Here is a 21,831-nt window from a genome sequence, read left to right on the forward strand (position 1 = left end):
GTGAATGTGGCGGGCAAGATGTGGGCGGGACTGAGTGGTCTGATCGCGGCCGTGGGGCTGACCAGTGCGGCGGCGACCCCGGCGATCGCGGCACCGGCGTCGGTGGGCGGCGGGCCGATGACCGCGGTCATCGTACGGACCGGCTCCGCGGCCGCCCAGTCGCGGGCCGAGGCGTTCGTCCGGCGGGCCGGCGGGACGGTCGAGCGGGAGCTCTCGCTGATCTCGGGCTTCGCCGGGCAGGTGCCGGCCGGTTCGCTCACGTCGCTGCGGCAGTCGCCCGGCGTCGCCGAGGTCACCTCGGACGGGACGGTCCGGATGAAAGCGGACACGTGGCTCGACACCGGCGGCGCCAACTCGACGGTGGTCACCGTCAAGAAGGGCGCCGGCGGCAAGAAGGCCAACACCATCGCCCTGACCGGCGCCGGCGTCGGCGTCGCGCTGATCGACTCGGGTGTGGCCCCGGTCGCCGGGCTCAACCAGCCGGGCAAGGTGGTCAACGGGCCGGACCTGTCGTTCGAGTCGCAGACCCCGGGCCTGGCGGACACCGACACCTACGGGCACGGCACGCACATGGCCGGGATCATCGCCGGAAACGACCCGGCGTCCGGCTTCGAGGGCATCGCCCCGGGCGCCAATCTGATCAGCCTCAAGGTGGCGGCGGCCGACGGCGCCGCCGACGTCTCCCAGGTGCTCGCGGCGATCGACTGGGTGGTGCAGCACCGCAACGACAAGGGTCTCCACATCCGGGTGCTCAACCTCTCGTTCGGCACCGACACGACGCAGAGCGAGCTGCTCGACCCGCTGTCGTTCGCGGTGGAGACCGCCTGGAAGAAGGGCATCGTCGTGGTGGTGGCGGTCGGCAACGACGGGCCGACGGCGTCCCGGGTGTCCATGCCGGCCGCCAATCCGTACGTGATCGCGGTGGGCGCCGCCGACACCAACGGCACCGAGACGCGCGCCGACGACAGCGTCGCCACCTTCTCCACCCGGGGCAGCGCCGCCCGGCACGCCGACGTGCTGGCCGCCGGCCGGTCGGTGGTCTCGCTGCGCGACCCGGGCTCGTACATCGACACGAACTATCCGGCCGCGCGGGTGGGCAACCAGTTCTTCCGCGGCAGCGGCACGTCGCAGGCCACCGCGGTGGTGTCCGGCGAGGTGGCGCTGTTGCTGCAGTACGCGCCGACGCTCACCCCGGACCAGGTCAAGAACCTTCTGATGGAGTCGGCCGACCCGCTCGGCTCCGACCCGATCGCCGCCGGCGCCGGCGAGGTCGACCTCTCGTCGGCAGTCACCTTGAGCACGCCGAAGAAGGCCACCCAGTCCTTCCCGGCGGCCACCGGTCTCGGCAGCCTGGAAGCCTCCCGGGGGACGTCGCACGTTGTCGACGCCACCAGCGGCACGACGCTGACCGGGGAGAAGGACATCTTCGGGGCCCCCTGGAACCCGGCCACCTGGACCAAGGGCGCCGCCCAGAGCACCCAGTGGACGGGCGGCACCTGGAACGGCAACGTCTGGGCGGGCACCGCGTACACCGGCACCTCGTGGACGACGCTCACCTGGAACATCGCCCCCTGGACCGGGACGAACTGGGCCGGGCGGCCCTGGACCGGATCGAACTGGACCGGCCGGGCCTGGACCGCGGCGGGCTGGGCCGGCCGGGCCTGGACCAGCGGCACGTGGCTGGGCCGGGCGTGGACCGGCCGCGCCTGGACCTGAACACCTCAGCTGCGCCTCCCGGCGGCCGACTGGACGGGAGCCGGTCACCGGGAGGGGGTGCAGTCATGACAGCTAAGGCTCGTGTCACCGGGCTGACCGCCCTGCTGGCGGCCGGCTCGGTGGTGTTGCAGGGCGCCTGGCTCGGCGGGTCCGCGGCAGTCGCCGGCCGGCACGTGGCCCTCGCGGTCGTCCTCACGGTGCTCTTCGCGCTGGGCGAGCGATTCGTCGTGCTGCTGCCGGTACGCCGTGGCTCGCACACCCTGAGCCTCAGCGAGATCCCCACCGTCGTCGGGTTGATGCTGCTCCCGCCGGGAATCGTGGCGCTCGCCCGGCTCGGCGGCGGACTGATCGGCCTCACCGTCTTCCGGCGGCAGCGCGGCGGCAAGCTGGCCTTCAACCTGGCGCTCTACCTCACCCAGGTGACCGTGGCGGCGCTCGGGCTGCGGCTGCTGGCCGGATCGTCGGACCCGCTCGGCCCACGGGGGTGGGCCGGCACCTTCGCGGGGACGTTCACGGCCGACCTGATCTCGATCGTGGCCATCTCCGCGGTGATCGCGATCCACGACGACAGCCTGCGATGGCGGCGGCTGGCCGTCGACGATGCCCGGGAGCTGCTGCAGCTGCCGTTCGTGCTGGTCACCACCGCGCTGGGGCTGGTCACCGCGATCGTGGTGCGGGAGGCGTGGCCGGCGTTCGTCCTGCTCGCGGTGGTGGCGTTCACCGTCTACCGGGTGTTCCGCAGCTACGCCCAACAGACCCAGGGGCACGCTCAAGTCGAGGCGGTCTACCGCTTCACCCGTACGCTGGGCGGCTCGCCGGACGCCGAGCAGGTGTGCCGCCTGGTGCTCAGCCAGGTACGCGACCTGGTCCGGGCCGAGACCGCCGAACTGGTGCTGGCCGATGGCGCCGACCCGGTCCGGATCCGGCTGAGCGGCGCCGACGCGTACGAAATGAATGATCTTGACGTTGGCGAGGCCGGCTGGTGGCGGCCGGCCCTGGAGGGGAACGCCGTGCTGCTGCCGGCCACCGGGATGGCGGTGCCGGTCGCGCTGGACGACGCCGCCGGCGCGCTCGTGGTTACCGGCACGCTGCCTGGCACGACCCACACGGGCGAGCACCTGCGGTTGCTGGAGGCGCTCGCCGCACACGCCGGCGTGGCCCTCACCAACGCACGACTGCTCGACCGGCTGCGCCACATCGGCCTGCACGACGTCCTCACCGGCCTGCCGAACCGTCTCAGCCTGCTGGACGCGCTCGCCGCGGCCCTCGGCGAGGCGCACGAAGGCCACGTCGTCGGCGTGCTGCTCCTCGACCTGGACCGGTTCCAGGAGATCAACGACGCGCTCGGCCACGCGGTCGGCGACCGCGTGCTGTGCGAGATCGGCCGGCGGATCAACGATCGGTTCGGCGGCCGGGCCACCGTCGCCCGGCTGGGCGGCGACGAGTTCGGCCTGGTCATCCCGGCCGTCAGGAACCGTGAGGACGTGCTCGAGATCGCCCACGAGCTGCACCGCGCCGTGGCCGAGCTGATCGAGGTCGCCGACCTCACGGTGACCACCCCCGCCAGCGTGGGCGTCTGCGTCGCCCCGGCACACGGCACCGACCCCGACCGGTTGCTGCAGCGCGCCGATGTGGCGATGTACGCGGCCAAGCACGCCCGTTCCGGCGTCCGTGTCTACCAGGCCGAGGACGACCGGAACACGCCGCGCCGCCTGGCCATGCTGGCCGACCTGCGAACCGCTGTCGAGCACCGCACGATCGAGGTGGCCTACCAGCCCAAGCTCGACCCGGCGTCCGGCCGGGTGCTCGGCGCCGAGGCACTCAGCCGCTGGTTCCGCCCCGACGGGACGGTGCCGCCGGACGAGTTCATCCCGCTGGCCGAGCGGTCCGGCCTGATCCGCCCGCTCACCCGGCACGTGCTGGACACCGCCCTGGCGGCCTGCGCCGGGTGGCGACGGGACGGTCACGACCTGACCGTCGCCGTGAACGTGTCCCCGCAAATGCTGGCCGACCCGGCGCTCGCCGGCGACGTCCGGGACGCGCTGCTCCGGCGCGGGCTGCCGGCGGCCGCGTTGATCCTGGAGATCACCGAGACCGGCATCATGGCGGATCCGGTTCGCAGCGCCGCCACCTTGGCGACACTCCGGGACATCGGCGTGAAGCTCTCCATCGACGACTTCGGCACCGGGCACTCATCGCTGGGGCGGCTCGCCGACCTGGCGATCGACGAGATCAAGATCGACAAGAGTTTCGTCCGGGATCTCCTCGCGCAGCCTGGCCGGCGGGCGGTCACCGAAGCGGCTCTGCACCTCGGCCGGGCCCTCGGCCTGCAGGTCGTGGCCGAGGGCGTGGAGACACCGGAGGAGCTCGACTACCTGCGGGCCGCGGCCTGCGACGCGGTCCAGGGCTTCTACCTGTCCCGGCCGCTGCCGCCGGAGGACTTCACCGCCTGGCTGGCCGCTCAGGCGGCTCTGACCGCATGACAGCCGGGCTCCGGCCCGCCGGTGTCGACGAGCCGATGCGGTCCGGCCGAGGCACTCGGCGCCGGCAGTACAGCGGGCCGCTGTGGTCAGCGGCGTCCGGCGATCCAGGCGGCGATGTGGGTTCGGGTGGTGAAGCCGAGTTTGGCGAGGATGTGCTCGATGTGGGACTCCACGGTGCGCTGCGAGATGACCAGTCGGGCGGCGATCTCCCGGTTCGTCAGGCCCTCGGCGATGAGGGCGGCGATCTCCTGCTCGCGCCGGGTCAGCCCGGTCGGATCGGCGGTGGTCCGCGGTGTGGTCGTCGCGCCGAGGGCGTAGTCGATGGCTTCGTCGAGGGTGAAGTGGGTGCCTTGGTCGACGGCGGTGGTGTAGCCGGCCGCGCCGAGCGCTGCGCGGGTCTCGCGGGTGCACTGGTCGTGGTGGGCGGCGAAGGCGCCGAGTTCGGCGAGCGGGGTGCCTTCGCCGCCGCGGATGGCCTGGCAGGCGCCGAGTAGCCGCGCGGCGTAGCGGTGCCGGCCGTCGCGGGCAGCGCCCCAGGCGAGGACGGAGAGGGCCGCGCCGGCGCCCCACGAGTCGTGCACGGCGCGCAGCAGCGGCAGCGCCTCGCCGGCCAGGGTTGCCGCCGGTTGCGGTTCGCCGCGGTGCCAGCGGACCAGGGCGAGTTGGAGGCGGCCCCACGCTTCGGTCCACTGAGCGCCGTGGTCCGCGCCGAGCTCGCGGACCTGTTCGGCGTGGTCGAGGGCCCGCGGGTCGCCGAGGAACGCCAGGGTGGTGGCGCTGTTGAGGTGGCAGAGGCTCTGGGTGCGCAGGTCACCGGCGATCAGGGCGTCGGTGAGCGCCCGCTCGGTCAGGGCGTGGCCGTCGGCCAGTCCGTCGGGGCGGGTGAGCAGGACCTGGCCGGAGCGGTGCATGGTCACGATCGCGCGGGTGGCCGGGTCACCCGTACGGTCGGAAAGCGTCTGTGCTTCGTCCAGCAGACGCTGGCCGGCCGCCGGGTCGCCGAGCAGAGTGGTCAGGAATCCGGCCAGGGCGAGGGCCTGCGCTCGCACGGGAGTGGGTTGTCGATCGGCGGCGAGCGCGCGGGTCAGCCAGCGTTGTCCCTCCCGGTAGCGGCCGGCGCCGATCCACAGGTCCTGCACCGCGACCGCGATCCGCAGGGCGTCATGGGCGCCGCCCGGGTCGGTGAGCCCGGACTGGATGGCCAGGCGCAGGTTGGGCAGCTCCCGGAGTAGCTGCTGCAACCAGTACACCTCGTGCGGGGACACGCGTTCGGCCTCGGCGCGGACGGCCAGGTCCCGGAAGTACGCCCGATGCCGCCGCTGCACCCGGTCCGTGCGGGCGGATTCGGCCAGTCGCTGCCGCCCGTATTGCCGCACGGTCTCCAGCATCCGGTACCGCGCGGTGACGCCGGCCCCGTCCGCCCGGGACAGGACCGACTTGTCCAGCAGCCCGGCCACGAGCTCGAAGACCTCGTGCTGGTTGATGCCGTCGCCGATGCAGACGGCCTCAGCGGCGGGCAGGTCGAAGTCGGCGAAGACCGACGCGCGGGCCCACAGCGCCCGCTCGTTCGGTGTGCACAGGTCATAGCTCCAGGTCAGGGTGTAGGCCAGGGTGCGCTGCCGGTCCGGTGCGGTGCGCGGCCCGCCGGTCAGCAGCCGGAACCGGTCGTCCAGCCGGGCCAGGATCTGCTGTACCGACAGGGCCGGCAGCCGCGCCGCGGCCAACTCGATCGCCAGGGGGATGCCGTCCAGCCGCCGGCACACCGCGGCCACCGCTGCCCGGTTGCCATCGGTGACCGCGAATCCGGGGACCACGGCGCGCGCCCGGTCGACGAACAGTCGCACCGACTCGTACTCGGTCAGGTCACCCGACGGCGACGACTCGGGATCGGGCGTGGCGAGGGGCTCGAGGGTGAACACCTGCTCGCCGGTCACCCGCAGGGGTTGCCGGCTGGTCGCCAGAACAACGATGCCGCGCGCGGCCGCCTGCAGTTTCGCGACGATCGCGGCGCAGCTGTCGATGAGCTGTTCGCAGTTGTCCAGGACGAGCAGCAGCTCCTTGTCCTCCAGGAAGTCCACCAGGGGGGACAGCGCCGACCGGGCGGATCGGTCCGCCAACCCGAACGTGTCCTTCAGCGTCGCGGCGACCAGGTCCGGCCCGGCGACGACGGTCAGATCGGCCAGCCAAATTCCGTCGGGCAGGCCGCGGGTCCGCGCCGCCGCCTCGATCGCCAGCCGGGTCTTGCCGACCCCGCCCACGCCGGTGATCGTCACGAGCCGGTTGGCGCCGAGCAGCCGCCGGACTTCGGCCACCTCGCGCCGGCGGCCGACGAAGCCGGCCGCGTGCACCGGAAGGTTGCCTCTGCGCGGTTGCTCGCTCACTCACCGCACGGTACGCGGCAACGAGAGCGGGCAGTTCGGACGCGGCGTATCAAAACCAAGCCCATATCGTACGAGCGCCAGACAGGTCCCCGGCGTGCCAGGGCCGGCGACTGCACCAACATCCCCGACTCCGGCTTCCGGGCGGGCCCGGCCCAAGACCACATAGGAGTCGCCGGGCGGCACCACGTGCGCGGCCGATGACGAACGGAATTAGGGGCACAGCGCCGGGCCGCCACCCGGCGCTGTGCCGTCTGTGATTCCGGGCTTGAACGTAACGCCCGTCTTCGATGCGCGTCTATTAGCGGTCTCTTAAATCTGACCGGGGGATCAGCGTGTGGTCACGGAGGGCGATGAGGAGCGGGCTTGACATGTGACCTTTTGGTCACATAACTTTGCGTCATGGATGACGACGACCGGGTGTTCAAGGCGCTGGCCGACCCGAGCCGCCGTTTCCTGCTTGACCTGCTCTTCGAGCGTGACGGCCGCACCCTCGGCGAGCTGGAGTCCGAGTTGGCGATGACACGCTTCGGGGTCGCCAAGCACCTGCGGGTGCTCGAGGAGGCGGGTCTCGTCGTCACGCGCCGGTCGGGCCGGGAGAAGCTGCACTTTCTCAATCCCGTGCCGATCCGGCTGATCCACGACCGGTGGATCGACAAGTACACCGAGCACCACGTCACGACCCTCGTCGATCTCAAGCACACTCTGGAGGAAGAGACATGACGGACACAACGGCCGCTCTGACCACCCAGGTCTACCGGGTCTGGATCAAGGCGACCCCCGAGCGGATCTGGGCCGCGATCACCGACCCGGAGTGGAACCGCCGGTACGCGTACCAGGCGCCCAGTTACTACGAGTTGACGAAGGGCGGCTCGTTCCACGCGGCCGCCACCGAGGACATGAAGGCCTTCGCGAAGGCGGGCGGCTTCGAGATCCCGGACACGATTCTCGACGGCGAGGTGCTCGAGTCCGAGCCGCCGCGGCGCCTGGTGCAGACCTGGCGGATGCTGATGGACCCGGCCACCGCGGGCGAGCCGTTCAGCACGCTCACCTTCGAGATCGAGGACGCCAAGATGCAGCCCGGCGTCTGCAAGCTGACCGTCACGCACGAGCTGGCCGGCGCGCCGGCCACGGCGGCGATGGTGGCGGGCACCGAGGACAGCGGGGCCGGCGGCGGCTGGGCCTGGATCCTCAGCGACCTCAAGACGTTCCTCGAGACCGGCAAGAACTTCGCCGAGTGACACCGCACCCGTTCCGGCCCGACCCGTTCCGGCCCTGCCTCGGGGAGGGCCGGAACGGGTAGGGACCCCAGGGGTCTCCGAGACGGGCTGGCAGACTGACAAGGGTGAGCCACGAAGAGTTGGCGGCCTACAGTCTCGTCGAGCTTGCCGTCGACCGGCTCCGGCGCGACATCCTCAGCGGGCGGACCGATCCCGGCGAACGACTCGTCGAGGAGCAGCTGACCCGCCGGCTGGGGATCAGCCGGGCGCCGCTGCGCGAGGCCATGCGGCTGCTCGCCCAGCAGGGGCTGGTCGAGCACATCCCCCGCCGCGGCGCGCGGGTGGCCACGCTGTCCGACGACGACGTCCGCGAGCTGTACGAGGTGCGCGACGTCCTCGAGCGGCACGCGATCGCCACCATGCCGCCCGGGCCCGACCTGACCGGGCTGCGGTCCGCCCTCGACGTCATGCGGAAGGCCACCGAGACCGACGACCGGCTCGAGCTCGCGAACGCGCACCGCCGCTTCCACACCGAGGTCGTCCGCCTGAGCGGCAACCGCCAGCTCACCGACCTGTACGAGTCGATCCTGGTGCGCATCCAGCTCTACATGGCGGTGAACATGCGCCGCGAGGCCGAGATCGCCCGCGCCGAGGACGGCGTGCACCGCCACGAGCGGCTGTTCGCGGCGGTGGAGAGCGGCGACGCCGACGCCGTCCGGGCCGCGCTCGGCGAGCACGGCGCCCGCGCGTATCTGACCTGACGATCCGTCGCGTCAAGAAGCGAATCCGACCTGGCGAACCGTCGCGTCGAACGAATCTGACGTAGCGAAACTGTCGCGTTACAAAGTGAAGCCTCCGCCGAAACCAAACTGTCGACAATCGACGACATGGGCTCACGGACGTGAGGAGCGAATCGATGACCGCGACGATCGGGCCGGTGCAGGCCGACCCCTACCCATGGCCGTTCGACGGCGCCGCGCCGGTGGCGAGGACGGCGCTGATCTGCATCGACTGGCAGACCGACTTCTGCGGCAAGGGCGGTTACGTCGACTCGATGGGCTACGACATCGAGCTGACCCGGGCCGGGCTGCCGGCCACCGCGAAGCTGCTGGCGCACGCCCGGGACCTGGGCATGCTCGTTATCCACACCCGCGAGGGACATGACCCGGACCTGTCCGACCTGCCGGCCAACAAGCGATGGCGCTCGGCCCGGATCGGCGCCGAGATCGGCGGGGACGGGCCGTGCGGGCGGATCCTGGTCCGCGGCGAGCCGGGCTGGGAGATCGTGCCCGAGGTCGCACCGGTCGCCGGTGAGGTGGTGATCGACAAGCCGGGCAAGGGTGCCTTCTATGCCACGAATCTGGACCTGGTACTCCGTACACACGGAATCTCGCACTTGATCCTGACGGGCATCACCACGGATGTCTGCGTGCACACGACCATGCGCGAGGCCAACGACCGCGGGTACGAGTGCCTGATCCTCAGCGACTGCACCGGCGCGACCGACCCGGGCAACCACGCGGCGGCGCTGCACATGGTGACCATGCAGGGCGGGGTCTTCGGCTGCGTCGCCACCTCGGACGACGTCATCGCGGCGACGGAGGCGTGATGCCGACCATCTACGCGAAACCGGGCCCGTTCACTTTCGACCTGGACTCCACGGCGCTGCTCGTGATCGACATGCAGCGCGACTTCCTGCTGCCGGGCGGCTTCGGCGAGAGCCTCGGCAACGACGTGTCCCAACTGCGGCGGACGATCGCGCCGCTGGCGGCCCTGATGGCGGCGTGGCGGACGGCCGGCCTGCCGATCATCCACACCCGTGAAGGGCATCTGCCCGATTTGTCAGACTGCCCGCCCGCCAAGCTGAACCGCGGCGCGCCCAGCATGCGCATCGGCGATCCCGGCGCCTTCGGCCGCATTCTGATCCGCGGCGAATACGGCCACGACATCATCGACGAGCTCCAGCCCCTGCCCGGCGAGGAAGTCATCGACAAACCCGGCAAAGGCGCCTTCTACGCGACCGACTTGTCCGAAATACTGGATAAATCGGGTGTCAAGAGTCTCATCGTAACGGGCGTGACCACCGAGGTCTGCGTCCACACCACGGTCCGCGAGGCGAACGACCGCGGCTACGAGTGCCTGGTCCTGGCCGATTGTGTCGGCTCCTACTTCCCCGAGTTCCAGCGGGTCGGCCTGCAGATGATCGCCGCGCAGGGCGGCATCTTCGGCTGGGTCGCCCAGTCCCCTGAGGTATTAACGGCCCTCCAGGAGCAGAAATGACAAAACTGCCTTATTGGGTACGCGGCGACACCAACGCCTTCTTCGGCTTCGGCGTCAACGTCCTGGTCAACGTCCTCACCCTCACCGGCCTCTGCCTCGGCGTGATCAAAATGCCGGCCGGGGACGTCTTCGGCGTCATCCTCCCGGCGCTGGGCATCGCCCTGGTCGCCGGCAACATCTACTACACGTACCTGGCCCGCCGGCTCGCGGCGAAGGAGAACCGCGCCGACGTCACCGCCATGCCGTACGGCCCGAGCGTCCCGCACATGTTCATCGTCATCTTCGTGATCATGCTGCCGATCTACCTCTCCACCAAGAACCCGGTGGCGGCGTGGACGGCCGGCATCGCCTGGGCGTTCATCATCGGCGTGATCGTGCTGATCGGCGCGTTCGTCGGCCCGTACATCCGGAAATATGCCCCGCGCGCCGCGCTGCTCGGCACGCTGGCCGGCATCTCGATCACCTTCATCTCGATGAACCCGGCCGGCAACATGTGGCGGGCGGCGTGGATCGCCCTGCCGGTCTTCGGCCTGCTGCTGATCGGCCTGCTCACCGACATCAAGCTGCCGTTCAACATCCCGATCGGCCTGGCCGCGCTGCTGGTGGGTACCGCGATCGGCTGGATCGGCGGGTACATGAGCGTGCCGGACGTGACCGCGGCCGCCAAGGACATCGCGTTCGCCTTTCCGCACTTGAAGATTAATCTGCTGGTCGACGGACTCAAGGACATGGCGCCGCTGCTCGCCACGGCCATCCCGCTCGGCGTATACAACTTCACCGAGGCGATGACCAACGTGGAGAGCGCCGCGACCGCCGGCGACAAGTACAACCTGCGCAGCGTGCTGCTCGCCGACGGGGCCGGCGCGGTGATCGGCTCCTGCCTCGGCTCGCCGTTCCCGCCCGCCGTCTACGTCGGGCACCCCGGCTGGAAGGCGGCCGGCGGCCGCACCGGCTACTCGATGGCGACCGGCGTGGTCATCGCGCTGCTCTGCTTCTTCGGGATGTTCGGCCTGCTCGGCACGATCTTCCCGACCCCGGCGATCGTGCCGATCCTGCTCTACATCGGCCTGCTGATCGGCGCGCAGGCGTTCCAGGCCTCGCCCCGGGCGCACGCCGCGGCGGTGGTGGCGGCCCTGGTGCCGAACATCGCCCAGTGGGTCACCGGCATGATGGACAACGCGCTGTCGGCCGCCGGGACGAGCGCGGCGAAGGTCGGCATTCCCGCGCTGGCCGGAGCGGGCGTCGTCTACGACGGGCTCAAGACGCTCGGCGAGGGCGCTATCCTGGCCGGCCTGGTGCTCGGTGCGATCGTCGCCTTCATCATCGACAAGCGGTTCTGGCAGGCGGCGATCTTCTCGGGCGCCGGCGGCGCGCTGACCTTCGTCGGCTTGATCCACGCGCCGAAGGTGGAGTTCAACGCGAACGGCCAGGTCACCCTCGGTTACCTCTTCCTCGCCGCGATCTGCGTGCTCTTCGCGCTCACCAAGCCGGCCCCGCGAGCGCCGGACGAGGACGAGCTCAAGCTGCTCGCCGAGGAGGTCTCCGGCAATACCTTCACCGAGGCGCCGGCGGGCGGCGTGCCCGTACCGGCCTCGTCCTGATCGTTTCGACGGCCCGGCGCCCCGGCGCCGGGCCGCTGCGGGAGGAGCGCACGTGGAGATCGATCGGCCCGACGTGATCGCCGAGGTCACGGCCGCCTTCGAGGCCTACGAGCGGGCCCTGGTGGCCAACGATGTCGAGGCCATCCTGGCCTTCTTCGCCGGCCGGGCGATCCGCTTCGGCATCGCCGACCAGCAGGACGGCATCGAGGAGCAGGCCAGGTGGCGGGGCGCGCAGGGCGGCCTGCCGCCGGGCCGTCGTCTCAAGGACACCACAATTCGTGCGTACGGGGTGAGCACGGCGATCGTGACCACCCTCTTCGGTTATCCCGGCTCCGACGTTCTCGGCCGCCAGTCGCAGACGTGGGTGCGGCTGCCCGAGGGGTGGCGCATCGTGCACGCGCATGTCTCCGAGCCGGCCGCATGAACCGGGGCGTGCCGGGCATCCTCCAGACATGATTGATCCACGCAGTAGATATCCCCAGCCCAAGCTCGAGGGCGGCGACCAGGAACACCCCGGCTCGACCGACGCGATGCCCGACCGGCCGGACCACGGCGAGGAGAGCTATCGCGGCACGGGGCGGCTGAGCGGGCGGAAGGCGATCATCACGGGCGGCGACTCCGGCATCGGGCGGGCGGTGGCCATCGCGTACGCCCGGGAGGGTGCCGACGTGCTGCTGTCGTACCTGCCCGAGGAGGAGAAGGATGCGCAGGAGACCGTCGCGTACGTCGAGAAGGCGGGCCGCAAGGCGGTGACCGTGCCCGGGGACATCCGCGACGAGGCACACTGCGCCGCGATCGTCGACCGGGCCGTCGCGGAGCTGGGCGGGGTGGACATCCTGGTCAACAACGCGGCGTACCAGATGGCGAAGCCCGGCGGGATCGCCGAGATCACCACCGAGCAGTTCGACCGGGTGATGAAGACGAACCTGTACGCGATGTTCTGGCTCTGCCGGGCCGCCGTGCCCCGGATGCGGCCCGGCGCCTCGATCATCAACACCGCGTCGATCCAGGCCTACCTGTCGTCGAGCCAGCTGCTCGACTACGCCACCAGCAAGGGCGGCATCGTCGCGTTCACCAAGGCGCTCGCCGAGGACCTCGCCGAGCAGGGCATCCGGGTCAACGCGGTCGCGCCCGGGCCGATCTGGACGCCGCTCATCCCGACCACCATGCCGGACCAGAAGGTCGAGAAGTTCGGCGGCGACACCCCGCTCGGGCGCGCCGGCCAGCCGGCCGAGGTGGCACCCGCCTACGTCTATTTCGCGAGCGACGACGCCACCTACACCACCGGCGAAGTACTCGGCATCACCGGCGGCAAGCCGGTCAGCTGACGCGCCCACTCAGCGGGGCGCCGACGCACGCGGGACGGCGACCCGTCTGGGCGGTGGGACGCCGACCCCGTCAGGCGCCAACTCGGTCCAGCGCCGACCCACCCGGAGCGCGCACCGGGTCCCACTCGACCCGGGGCGCGCACTCAACCGAGGGCGCGCACACGACCGGGGCGCCCACTCAACCCGGGCGCCCACTCAACCGGGCTGCGCACTCAACCGACGGCGCGCACACGACCGGGGCGCCCACACGACCGGGGCGCCCACTCAACCCTGGGTGGCCGGTCAGCTGATGTGACCGGACACCCAGTGGTAGGCGGTCATGACCCACTCGGTCTGCTGCAGGTCGGTGACGCCGACGCCGGCCAGGAACAGGGCGGTCACCAGGTGCGACCCGCGGGCCGAGCGGCGCCGGCGGCGGAAGGCCCGCTCGAGCACGTAGTAGCCGACCACCCGGGCCAGGCAGAAGACGCCGACCGCGACGATCAGCGTGACCGCCAGCAGAATGATCGAGGTGGTCATCGAGCCGCCGCCGGAGAGCGCCCAGATGCCCCAGCAGACGAACGCGAACAGCACGGCCGCCGTGGTCCACTCGCTGCCGCGACGCAGCTCGTGCCAGCTCCAGCTCATGCCGCGGGGCGGCGGCGCGGCGGCGCCGGGCCAGCCGACACCGGTCGGCTCGTGGTCGGCATACTGCCGCTGCGGGGCCTGCGGGTTGACCCGGGCGCGGCCCTGCGTGAACGGCGAAGGCGCCGCGCCACCGGCCACGGCCGTACCGTCGTAGCCACCGGCCACAGCCGTACCGTCGTAGCCACCTGCCACAGCCGTACCGTCGTAGCCACCTGCCACAGCCGTACCGTCGTAGCCACCTGCCACAGCCGTACGGTCGTCGCCACCGGCCGCAGCCGTGCGGTCGTCGGCGCCGGCCGGCGGGTGCATCGGGCCCGGCGTCGTCGGGTGGTCTCCCCACGGGTCCTGCGGTGGCATGTCGAGCGTCCGCTCATACCGGTGCGGTTGCTCAGGCATCGTTCCCCCTCGGTAGCTCGTGCCGCCCCCACAACGACTGTAGCGAGCCGACAAATCGTTCGCTCTGACGCGCCGACTCCGCTACACAGAACTCCATGGACGAATCCGTGCGTCTACGCCAGGCCACCGCCGACGACCACGATGCGATCGCCGACCTGCTCTCGTATGTCTTCCATCACGACGCCGACGAGGAAAGCCGGCAGCTCGACCTGCTGACCTGGGAGCCCGAGCGGTCGCTGGTCGCCGAGGAGGCCGGGTCGATCGTAGGCCATACCAACGCGCTGAGCCGCGACCTGACCGTGCCCGGCGGCGTGGTGCCGGCGGCCCACGTGACCGGCGTCGGCGTGGCGCCCACCCACCGGCGGCGCGGCCTGCTGCGGGCGATGATGCACCGCCAGCTCGGCGAGGTGGCCGAGGCCGGGCGCGAGCCGATCGCGGTGCTCTGGGCCAGCGAGACGACGATCTACCCGCGGTTCGGCTACGGCCCGTCCGCCTCGGTGGTGGGCATCCAGGCGATGAGCCGGGAGGTGCGGGTGCGCCCGGATGCGCCGGGCGCGGAGCTCCGGCTGCGGCTGGTCGACCCGAAAGCGGTCCGCGACGACCTGGCCGCCATCTACCAGCGGGTCGGCGCGTCCCGGGTGGGCTGGTCGAGCCGCCCCGGCAAGTGGTGGGATTACCACCTCGCCGACCTCAAGGACCACCGCGACGGCGCGACCAGGCGGCACGGCGTGATCTGCGACGGCCCCGACGGCCGCCCGGCCGGCTACGCGCTGTGGCGGGTCAAGGGCAAGTGGGACGAGTACGGGCCCGATGCGGAGGTACGGGTCACCCACGTCGCCGCCGACGACCCGGCGGTGTATGCGGCGCTGTGGCGCTTCCTCTTCGGCATCGACCTGGCCCGCAGCCTGCAGTACGACTTCGGCGCGGTCGACGAGCCGCTGGCCCTGATCGTCGACGAGCCCCGGCGCCTGGGCCGCCGGTACGAGGAGGCCCTCTGGGTCCGGGTGGTCGACCTGCCCGGTGCGCTGGAGGCCCGGCGGTACCTCACCCCGCTGGACGTGGTGCTCGAGGTGACCGACCCGCTGCTGCCGGCGAATTCGGGCCGCTGGTGGGTCACGGGCGGGCCGGACAAGGCGGGTTGCGTCCGCACCGACGAGCCGGCCGACCTGTCCCTGAGCATCACCGACCTGGGCGCCCTCTACCTGGGCGGCACCCCGCTGGGCGGGCTGCTGGCGGCCGGCCGCGCGGTGGCGAGGACGGCCAACATTCCGTACGCGGCGTTCGGCTGGCACCACCTGCCAAATCCGATCGAGGTGTTCTGAGTGCCCGAGGCGGCGGTACCGTCGGCGACATGGCCGAGCCCGAACGCCGACGCCGCCGCCTGCGTCCCTCGTCGTCATCCGCGTCCACGCCCGCCGTGCCGCCCCCCGATGACCCGACGCCCCCGCCCCCGAGCCCGCCACCCGGCGAAGCCAGCCCAGCCCCCCGAGACAGCGCGGACACCCGCACGCGGGACGGCGCGGACGCTCGCGCACGGGACGGCGCGGACGGCGCAGACGCCCGCAAGCGGGACAGCGCAGACGCTCGCACACGGGACAGCGCGGACACCACGCTCGCGCACGGGACGGCGCGGACGGCGCAGACGCCCGCAAGCGGGACAGCGCAGACGCTCGCACACGGGACAGCGCGGACACCCGCACACGGGAGGGCGCGGACGCCGGCACGCGGGACAGCGCGGACACCAGCACGCGGGACAGCGCGGTTACCGAGCCGATCGCGGACCTGGACGAGACGCCGGCGGAGCGGGCTCCCCGGCCGGCTCAGCCCCGGCGCAACGGCGGCGGCGGCAACGGCGGCGGGCCGGGCGCGGCGACCGAGGAGCGCGAGACGGAACGCGGCCTGCGCGGGCTGGTCGGCTCGGGCTCGTCGCAGGTCAGCGTGGGCGCGGCCCTGCGCGCCCGAGACGCGGCCCGCCCGACGGACGAGCAGCTGGCCGACGCCGACCGCAACCTGACGATCGTCCGGCGCAACTGGGTCCCGCGCGAGGACCTCCCCCGCAACCGCTGACGGTCGGCGGGATTTTGCCATGCAGGACAGCCCGGCAGCCGGGTGAGGGGGGCGACCCACCACCCGGCCGATCCGCTGCACCGGGGACTTGTCCGAACCGTACGGTCAAGGCGCTTGAGAAAGAGATCGAAGCGCAACCAAGCGTCAGGAAGACGGCAGGTCGGGGAGCTTCCTCGTCTGCTCGTAGTCGGATACCTGGGCGATGCGGCGGGCGTGGCGAGGGTTTCCGGAGAACGGGGTCGCCAGGAACGCGTCGACGAAAGAGGTCGCCTCGTCGAGGGTGTGTTCGCGGGCGCCGAGGCTGATCACGTTGGCGTCGTTGTGCTGGCGGGCCAGCTGGGCGATCTCGGTGCGCCAGACCAGGGCGGCCCGGACGCCCTCGATCTTGTTGGCGGCGATCTGCTCGCCGTTGCCGGAGCCGCCGATGACCACGCCGAGGGAGCCCTCGTCGGCGACCACCTTGGCGCCGGTGTGCAGGCAGAAGGCCGGGTAGTCGTCCTCCGGGTCGTAGACGTGCGGTCCCACGTCCACGACGTCGTGGCCCTGCTTGGTCAGGTGGTTGACGAGGTGCATCTTCAGTTCGTAACCGGCGTGGTCCGAACCCAGGTAGACACGCATGGTCGCAGTCTCTCAGAAGGTCAGAGCGGCGCGCAGCGAGGACGCTACTTGATCGGTCGCGGCGCGCGCGGCGTCGATCACCGCGAGCTTGCGGGCGAAGCCGTGGTTCACCCCCATGTAGCGGGTGTGCACGACCGGGACGCCGGCGGTCAGCAGCGCGTCCGCGTAGTCGGCGCCCTCGTCGCGGAGGGCGTCGTACTCGGCGGTGATGATCAGCGTGGGCGGCATTCCGGACAGGTCGGGGGTCGCGAAGATGGCGGCATCGGGGGTGAGGCGCTGGCGCGGGTCGGGGATGTACGTCTCCCAGGCCAGCTTCATGGCCTTCCGGTCCAGGCCGTATTCGCCCAGTTCGTCGTAAGACGCGGACGCCGTCATGGGGTCCAGCGCCGGATAAATCAGGATTTGGTGGTCCAGTGGGGTGCCGGCGTCGCGCTGTCGGCGGGCGGCAATTGTGGCCAGTTGGGCGCCGGCACTGTCGCCGCCGATGGCCAGGCGCGACGCATCGACGCCGATATCCGATTTACGGGCATAAGAGATGACCGTCTCGACGTCCTCGAGGGCGGCCGGGAAGACGTGCTCCGGCGCGAGCCGATAGTCCACCGAAAGAACGGCGCAACCCGAGCGGTCGGCGATCCGCCGGCAGACCCGGTCGACCGTCTCGACGCTGCCGTAACACCAGCCGCCGCCGTGCAGGTAGATGAAGAGCGGCGCGTCGGGCCGGGTCGCATAGAGCCGGCCGGGCACGCCGTTCGCGTCGACGTCGACCACCACCGGGAGCGGCAGCGCGGGGCCGCACTCCTGGTCGATCGCCTCCTCCATCGCGCGGCGGGCGAACTTCAGCTGCTCGTACGGGTCGGCGGCGAGCACCTCGGCGGGCGGGCGGCGGCGGATCTGGTCCGCCGCCTTGATTTGAGGATTTAATGCCATTTTAGGGTGGTGGGTGGGGTGGTTGGATGGGGATCCAGCATCAGTCGAGCTCGGACAGGACGAGGCCGCCGCGGGCCTTCGGGGTGAACCAGGTGCTCTTGCGGGGCAGCTTCTGCCGCTCGAGGTTGACCTTCACGAAGTCGTCGACGGTCACCGGCGCGATCAGCACCGCCAGCTCGGCGTGCCCGGCGTCGACCTCGCCGCGCAGCCAGGCCGCCGGGTAGTCGCCGCCGATGTAGGAGATCCGCTTGTCGCCCGGGTCGAGGCCCAGCACGTCGCCCAGCAGCACCCGCTCGACCAGCGCGTGGTCGAGGTTTTCCACGGTCGGCAGGTTCGGGTCGGTGGGCAGGCCGAGCGCGAAGGTGCGGCCGCCCAGGTAGATCTCCACCGTGCCGCCCTGGGCCGGGATGCCGGCCGGGCGGGGCAGCTCCTGGACCGTGGCGCCGCGGGCGTCGAGCCGGCGCAGCAGCTCCTCGACCGGCAGCGGCAGCTCGCCGACCAGGCGGTTGTACGGCTGGATCGCGACCGAGCCGGGGGTGGTGACCACGGCCAGGAAGCGCGGCAGCCGGCCAGTCTGCGCCGCCAGGCTGCGGTGGTTGCCGTCGGCGACCACCAGCTCGCCGCCGCCGGCCAGCGCGGTCAGCTCGTCCTGCAGCGGGCCGGGGCCGACCGGCCAGATCGCGTGGGTGCGGCCGGACTGGTCGAGATCGGTCGCCGCGGGCTCGCCCGCCGACTCGGTGGCGGCGGCGAGGGCCGCGTGCAGCTCGTCACCCTTGGCGGTCTGCAGCAGGAGTACGGGCGACAGCAGCGTGCCCAGCGCACCGGCCAGGGCGACCCGCTCGCGCACCTTCTCGATGAAGACTTCCTCGTTGCGGATGACCAGCCCGGCCTCGTCGGCGCTCGCGGAGATCTGGTCGGTGTCGACCATGCTCCACAGGCCGTACGCGGTGGGCTCGCCGGGCGCGGTGATCCGGTAGAGCACCACGACCTGCTCGGCCGGGACGTAGTTGCCCTCGGCGCGCTCCAGCCCGAGCCGGGCCACCGCATCGGGCAGGGAGTCGGTGAAGGACTTGCCCACGCTCTCCGGCGCCAGGTGCGGCATCTCGACGGCGAGAGCGCTGTGCGGGTTGGCGGAGATGATGGCGGTTATCTCGGCGTCGTCGGCGAACTCGTCGTAGTTCTGCGCGCCGGTGGCGCCCTTGGTGAGCCAGGCCCGGCTGATCGGATGCACGACCGTCATGGGGCGCAACCTACCTGGCCGGACGCCGGTGCCGGGCCACCGGCATGTTCCCGCGTGACCTGGCTAACTGTGCTTTCCGCCACGGATCGATCGGACGGCCGACCGGGGTCGCCGAGACGATCACGGGCGGGGCCACCATGGCGGCCATTTCGGGCGCGAGGCCCACCCAATCGGCGCGTTGCACCGCGATCGTCGACGAGGCGATCGTCTCCCTGTCGGACATCTGTCCGTCTCCGCTCGTTCATGTCGGTATCCGTTACCCCATCCAACGACTCGCCGACCGCCGCGGTGGTGCGATTACCGCTTTCCGTACCTCGGGTGAGGTGTGCCACGCACCCGCCGCATACCCTGGCAGGGAATAGCTCGTGCGCTCCTAAGGAGAGTGGCTGTGGCCGGAGTTCGAAACTTGACCCAGGTGGAGGCCGCCGATCGCGCCCGCCTGCTCGAGGTGACCGGATACGACGTCTCGCTGGACCTGACCGACGGGCATGGCAATCCGGGCGACGGCACCTTCCGCTCCACCACGGTCGTCACGTTCCGCTGCGCCGAGCCGGGTGCCGACACGTTCATCGAGACCGCCGCGTCCTCGGTGCGCTCGGCCACCCTGAACGGGACGCCCCTGGAGCTCGCCGGGTTCTCCGCCGAGAAGGGGCTCACGCTGACCGGCCTGGCCGCCGAGAACGAACTGGTCGTGACGGCCGACTTCGCGTACTCGGCGAGCGGCCAGGGCCTGCAGCGCAGCCTCGACCCGGTGGACAAGGAGATCTACCTCTACAGCCAGTTCGAGACGGCGGACGCGCAGCGGGTCTTCGCCTGCTTCGACCAGCCCGACCTGAAGAGCGTGTTCACCTGGCACGTCACCGTGCCCACGCACTGGAAGGTCGTCTCGAACATGCCGGCCGAGCGGGACGAGCCGGCCGGCCCGGGCGCCAAGACCGTACATTTCCGCACGTCGCCGAAGATGAGCACGTACATCGCGGCGGTCTGCGCGGGGCCGTACCACGAGGTGCGCTTCGAGCACGACGGCATCGACATGGGCTACTTCTGCCGCGCCTCGATGGCCCGCTACCTGGACGCGGACGACCTGCACCTGGTCACCACCCAGGGCTTCGACTTCTTCCACGAGCAGTTCGGCGTGCGCTACCCGCTGCCGAAATACGACCAGCTCTGGGTGCCCGACTTCAACGCCGGCGCGATGGAGAACTTCGGCTGTGTGACTCACGCCGAGGCGCACTACATCTTCCGGTCGCAGGTCACCGACTTCGAGTACGAGCAGCGGGCGAACACGATCCTGCACGAGCTCGCCCACATGTGGTTCGGCGACCTGGTCACCATGCGCTGGTGGAACGACCTGTGGCTGAACGAGTCGTTCGCCGAGTGGGCCAGCCACTGGTGCAACTCGCGGGCCACCCGGTTCACCGACGCCTGGACGACCTTCCTCTCCGTGCGCAAGAGCTGGGGCTACCGCCAGGACCAGCTGTCCTCCACGCACCCGGTGTACTGCGAGATGCCCGACCTCGAGGCCGTCGAGGTCAACTTCGACGGCATCACGTACGCCAAGGGCGCCGGCGTGATCAAGCAACTGGTCGCCTACGTGGGGCAGGATTCGTTCCTCACCGGTCTGCGGGCGTACTTCCGGAAGCACGCCTGGGGCAACGCGACCTTCGACGACCTGCTCACCGAGCTGGAGTCGGCGTCGGGCCGGGAGTTGCGCAAGTTCGCCGCTCAGTGGCTGGAGACGGCGCAGGTCAACACGCTGCGCCCGATCGTCACGCTGGGCGCGGACGGCACCTACGCGAGCGTGGTCGTGCAGCAGGAGGCGCCGGCGGACTATCCGACCCTGCGTACGCACCGCATCGGGGTCGGCCTCTACGACCTGCGCGGCGACCGGCTGGTCCGCCGTGACCTGCTCGAGCTGGACGTCGCCGGCGAGCGCACCGAGATCCCGGCCCTGGTCGGGGTGCCGGCCGCGGACGTGCTGCTGCTCAACGACGACGACCTGTCGTACACGAAGCTGCGCCTCGACGAGCGCTCGATGGCCACGGTGGTCAACCACATCGCGGGCTTCGAGTCGTCGCTGTCCCGGGCGCTGGTCTGGAACGCGGCGTGGGACATGCTGCGCGACGCCGAGCTGGCCGCCCGCGACTACGTGACGCTGGTCTGCGCCGGCATCCAGGGCGAAACGGACATCAACCTCACCACCTGGACCGTACGGCAGGCGGGCAGTGCGGTCGCCCAGTTCGCCGACCCCGCCTGGCAGCCGACGGGCTGGGCGAAACTGGCCGAGCTGTCCCGGGGCGCGCTGGCCGCGGCCGAGCCGGGCAGCGGCTGGCAGCTGTCCTGGGCGCGGGCCTTCATCACCGCCGCCCGTACCCCCGAGGAGCAGGCCGAACTGCGCGGCTGGCTGTCCGGCTCGAGCGTGCCGGCCGGGCTGGTGGTGGACACCGAGCTGCGCTGGCAACTGCTGCAGGCGCTGGCCTCGATGGGCGCCGCGACCCTGGCGGAGATCGAGGAAGAGCTGGCGGGCGACCGTACGGCGAGCGGCGAGCGGGAGGCGGCGATCGCCCGGGCGCTGATCCCGACGGCGGAGAACAAGGCGTCGGTCTGGGCCGAGCTGACCGGCGACGCCGGGGTGCCGAACTGGCTCAACCGGTCGCTGCTGAGCGGCTTCCAGAGCGTCAAGCAGGTCGAGCTGACCGCGCCGTACGCGGCGAAGTTCTTCGAGGTGGTCGGCGACGTCTGGGCCCGGTCGGACAGCGAGCCGGCCCAGGAGTTCGTGATGCTCGGCTACCCGACCTACCAGATCAACGAGAACACGATCGCGCTGACCGACGCGTGGCTGGCCCGCGACGGCCAGCCGGCCTCGCTGCGCCGGCTGGTGGCCGAGGGGCGCGACGGCGTGGTGCGGGCGCTGAAGGCGCGCGCGCGGGACGCCGCCGCGGTCTGACCG

At 71.5% G+C, this 21,831-nt stretch carries 18 protein-coding genes; 13 read left to right on the plus strand and 5 right to left on the minus strand.

The genetic code is table 11. The annotated features are described in order from the left end of the window. Positions 1 to 6: 6 nt before the first annotated feature. Together IH26_RS64020 and IH26_RS0130265 are read left to right on the plus strand one after the other, a co-directional pair. A complete protein-coding gene (locus IH26_RS64020) occupies positions 7 to 1,716 on the plus strand; it encodes a S8 family serine peptidase (protein WP_281179801.1) in 1,710 nt (569 codons plus the stop codon). A 65-nt stretch (positions 1,717 to 1,781) separates the two neighbouring features. Beyond that, positions 1,782 to 4,199 carry a putative bifunctional diguanylate cyclase/phosphodiesterase gene (locus tag IH26_RS0130265; protein WP_030439663.1) on the plus strand — a complete coding sequence of 806 codons (2,418 nt, stop codon included), beginning with the start codon at positions 1,782 to 1,784 and terminating at the stop codon, positions 4,197 to 4,199. Between the two features lie 86 nt (positions 4,200 to 4,285). On the opposite strand, the gene IH26_RS0130270 is transcribed toward IH26_RS0130265, so the two are convergent. Then, positions 4,286 to 6,580, minus strand: a complete 2,295-nt coding sequence (locus IH26_RS0130270; RefSeq protein ID WP_030439664.1) for an ATP-binding protein — start codon at positions 6,578 to 6,580, stop codon at positions 4,286 to 4,288. Positions 6,581 to 6,979: 399 nt separating this feature from the next. Here IH26_RS0130270 and IH26_RS0130275 point away from each other — a divergent pair, with 399 nt between their 5' ends. The 8 genes from IH26_RS0130275 (at position 6,980) to IH26_RS0130310 (ending at position 13,006) form a co-directional block, all read left to right on the plus strand. After that, a complete protein-coding gene (locus tag IH26_RS0130275; protein WP_030439665.1) occupies positions 6,980 to 7,300 on the plus strand; it encodes an ArsR/SmtB family transcription factor in 321 nt (106 codons plus the stop codon). Further along, on the plus strand, positions 7,297 to 7,818 hold the full coding sequence (locus IH26_RS0130280) for an SRPBCC domain-containing protein (protein ID WP_030439666.1): 522 nt from the start codon (positions 7,297 to 7,299) through the stop codon (positions 7,816 to 7,818). The genes IH26_RS0130275 and IH26_RS0130280 overlap by 4 nt, the downstream gene beginning before the upstream one ends. A gap of 104 nt (positions 7,819 to 7,922) precedes the next feature. Then, positions 7,923 to 8,558: a GntR family transcriptional regulator gene (locus IH26_RS0130285; protein WP_030439667.1), complete on the plus strand. Its 636-nt coding sequence runs from the start codon at positions 7,923 to 7,925 to the stop codon at positions 8,556 to 8,558. A 155-nt stretch (positions 8,559 to 8,713) separates the two neighbouring features. Further along, positions 8,714 to 9,406, plus strand: a complete 693-nt coding sequence (gene biuH / locus IH26_RS0130290; RefSeq protein WP_030439668.1) for a biuret amidohydrolase — start codon at positions 8,714 to 8,716, stop codon at positions 9,404 to 9,406. A 62-nt stretch (positions 9,407 to 9,468) separates the two neighbouring features. After that, the gene (locus IH26_RS0130295; RefSeq protein ID WP_281179802.1) at positions 9,469 to 10,077 is read left to right on the plus strand and encodes a cysteine hydrolase family protein; all 609 of its coding nucleotides are present in this window, start codon (positions 9,469 to 9,471) and stop codon (positions 10,075 to 10,077) included. Further along, a complete protein-coding gene (locus tag IH26_RS0130300; RefSeq protein ID WP_034216296.1) occupies positions 10,074 to 11,678 on the plus strand; it encodes a SulP family inorganic anion transporter in 1,605 nt (534 codons plus the stop codon). Before IH26_RS0130295 ends, IH26_RS0130300 begins: the two co-directional genes overlap by 4 nt. Before the next feature lie 52 nt (positions 11,679 to 11,730). Continuing rightward, positions 11,731 to 12,102 carry an AtzH-like domain-containing protein gene (locus IH26_RS0130305; RefSeq protein WP_030439671.1) on the plus strand — a complete coding sequence of 124 codons (372 nt, stop codon included), beginning with the start codon at positions 11,731 to 11,733 and terminating at the stop codon, positions 12,100 to 12,102. Between the two features lie 28 nt (positions 12,103 to 12,130). Continuing rightward, positions 12,131 to 13,006 (plus strand): glucose 1-dehydrogenase, encoded by an 876-nt coding sequence (locus tag IH26_RS0130310; RefSeq protein WP_030439672.1) that lies wholly within the window; start codon positions 12,131 to 12,133, stop codon positions 13,004 to 13,006. Positions 13,007 to 13,288: 282 nt separating this feature from the next. On the opposite strand, the gene IH26_RS56270 is transcribed toward IH26_RS0130310, so the two are convergent. Beyond that, positions 13,289 to 14,029 (minus strand): hypothetical protein, encoded by a 741-nt coding sequence (locus IH26_RS56270; protein WP_051808741.1) that lies wholly within the window; start codon positions 14,027 to 14,029, stop codon positions 13,289 to 13,291. Between the two features lie 95 nt (positions 14,030 to 14,124). Between IH26_RS56270 and IH26_RS0130320 the strand changes: the two genes are divergently transcribed. Both IH26_RS0130320 and IH26_RS63250 read left to right on the plus strand, forming a co-directional pair. Next, positions 14,125 to 15,351 carry a GNAT family N-acetyltransferase gene (locus IH26_RS0130320; protein WP_051808744.1) on the plus strand — a complete coding sequence of 409 codons (1,227 nt, stop codon included), beginning with the start codon at positions 14,125 to 14,127 and terminating at the stop codon, positions 15,349 to 15,351. A gap of 451 nt (positions 15,352 to 15,802) precedes the next feature. Then, a complete protein-coding gene (locus IH26_RS63250) occupies positions 15,803 to 16,096 on the plus strand; it encodes a hypothetical protein (RefSeq protein ID WP_245665671.1) in 294 nt (97 codons plus the stop codon). A 144-nt stretch (positions 16,097 to 16,240) separates the two neighbouring features. On the opposite strand, the gene IH26_RS0130330 is transcribed toward IH26_RS63250, so the two are convergent. Genes IH26_RS0130330 through IH26_RS0130340 form a run of 3 tightly spaced genes read right to left on the minus strand, consistent with a single transcriptional unit; the run spans position 16,241 to position 18,881 of the window. Then, complete coding sequence (locus IH26_RS0130330) at positions 16,241 to 16,714, minus strand: ribose-5-phosphate isomerase (RefSeq protein WP_030439676.1); 474 nt, start codon at positions 16,712 to 16,714, stop codon at positions 16,241 to 16,243. Between the two features lie 12 nt (positions 16,715 to 16,726). Beyond that, positions 16,727 to 17,641: an alpha/beta hydrolase gene (locus IH26_RS0130335; RefSeq protein ID WP_030439677.1), complete on the minus strand. Its 915-nt coding sequence runs from the start codon at positions 17,639 to 17,641 to the stop codon at positions 16,727 to 16,729. Positions 17,642 to 17,681: 40 nt separating this feature from the next. Further along, positions 17,682 to 18,881, minus strand: a complete 1,200-nt coding sequence (locus tag IH26_RS0130340; protein ID WP_030439678.1) for a DUF1015 family protein — start codon at positions 18,879 to 18,881, stop codon at positions 17,682 to 17,684. 388 nt (positions 18,882 to 19,269) lie between these two features. Between IH26_RS0130340 and pepN the strand changes: the two genes are divergently transcribed. Next, positions 19,270 to 21,828, plus strand: coding sequence for an aminopeptidase N (pepN, locus tag IH26_RS0130350; RefSeq protein WP_030439680.1), 2,559 nt, complete (start codon positions 19,270 to 19,272; stop codon positions 21,826 to 21,828). The last annotated feature ends 3 nt before the right edge of the window (positions 21,829 to 21,831 follow it).

Source organism: Actinoplanes subtropicus (assembly GCF_000721705.1).
Classification (GTDB): domain Bacteria; phylum Actinomycetota; class Actinomycetes; order Mycobacteriales; family Micromonosporaceae; genus Actinoplanes; species Actinoplanes subtropicus.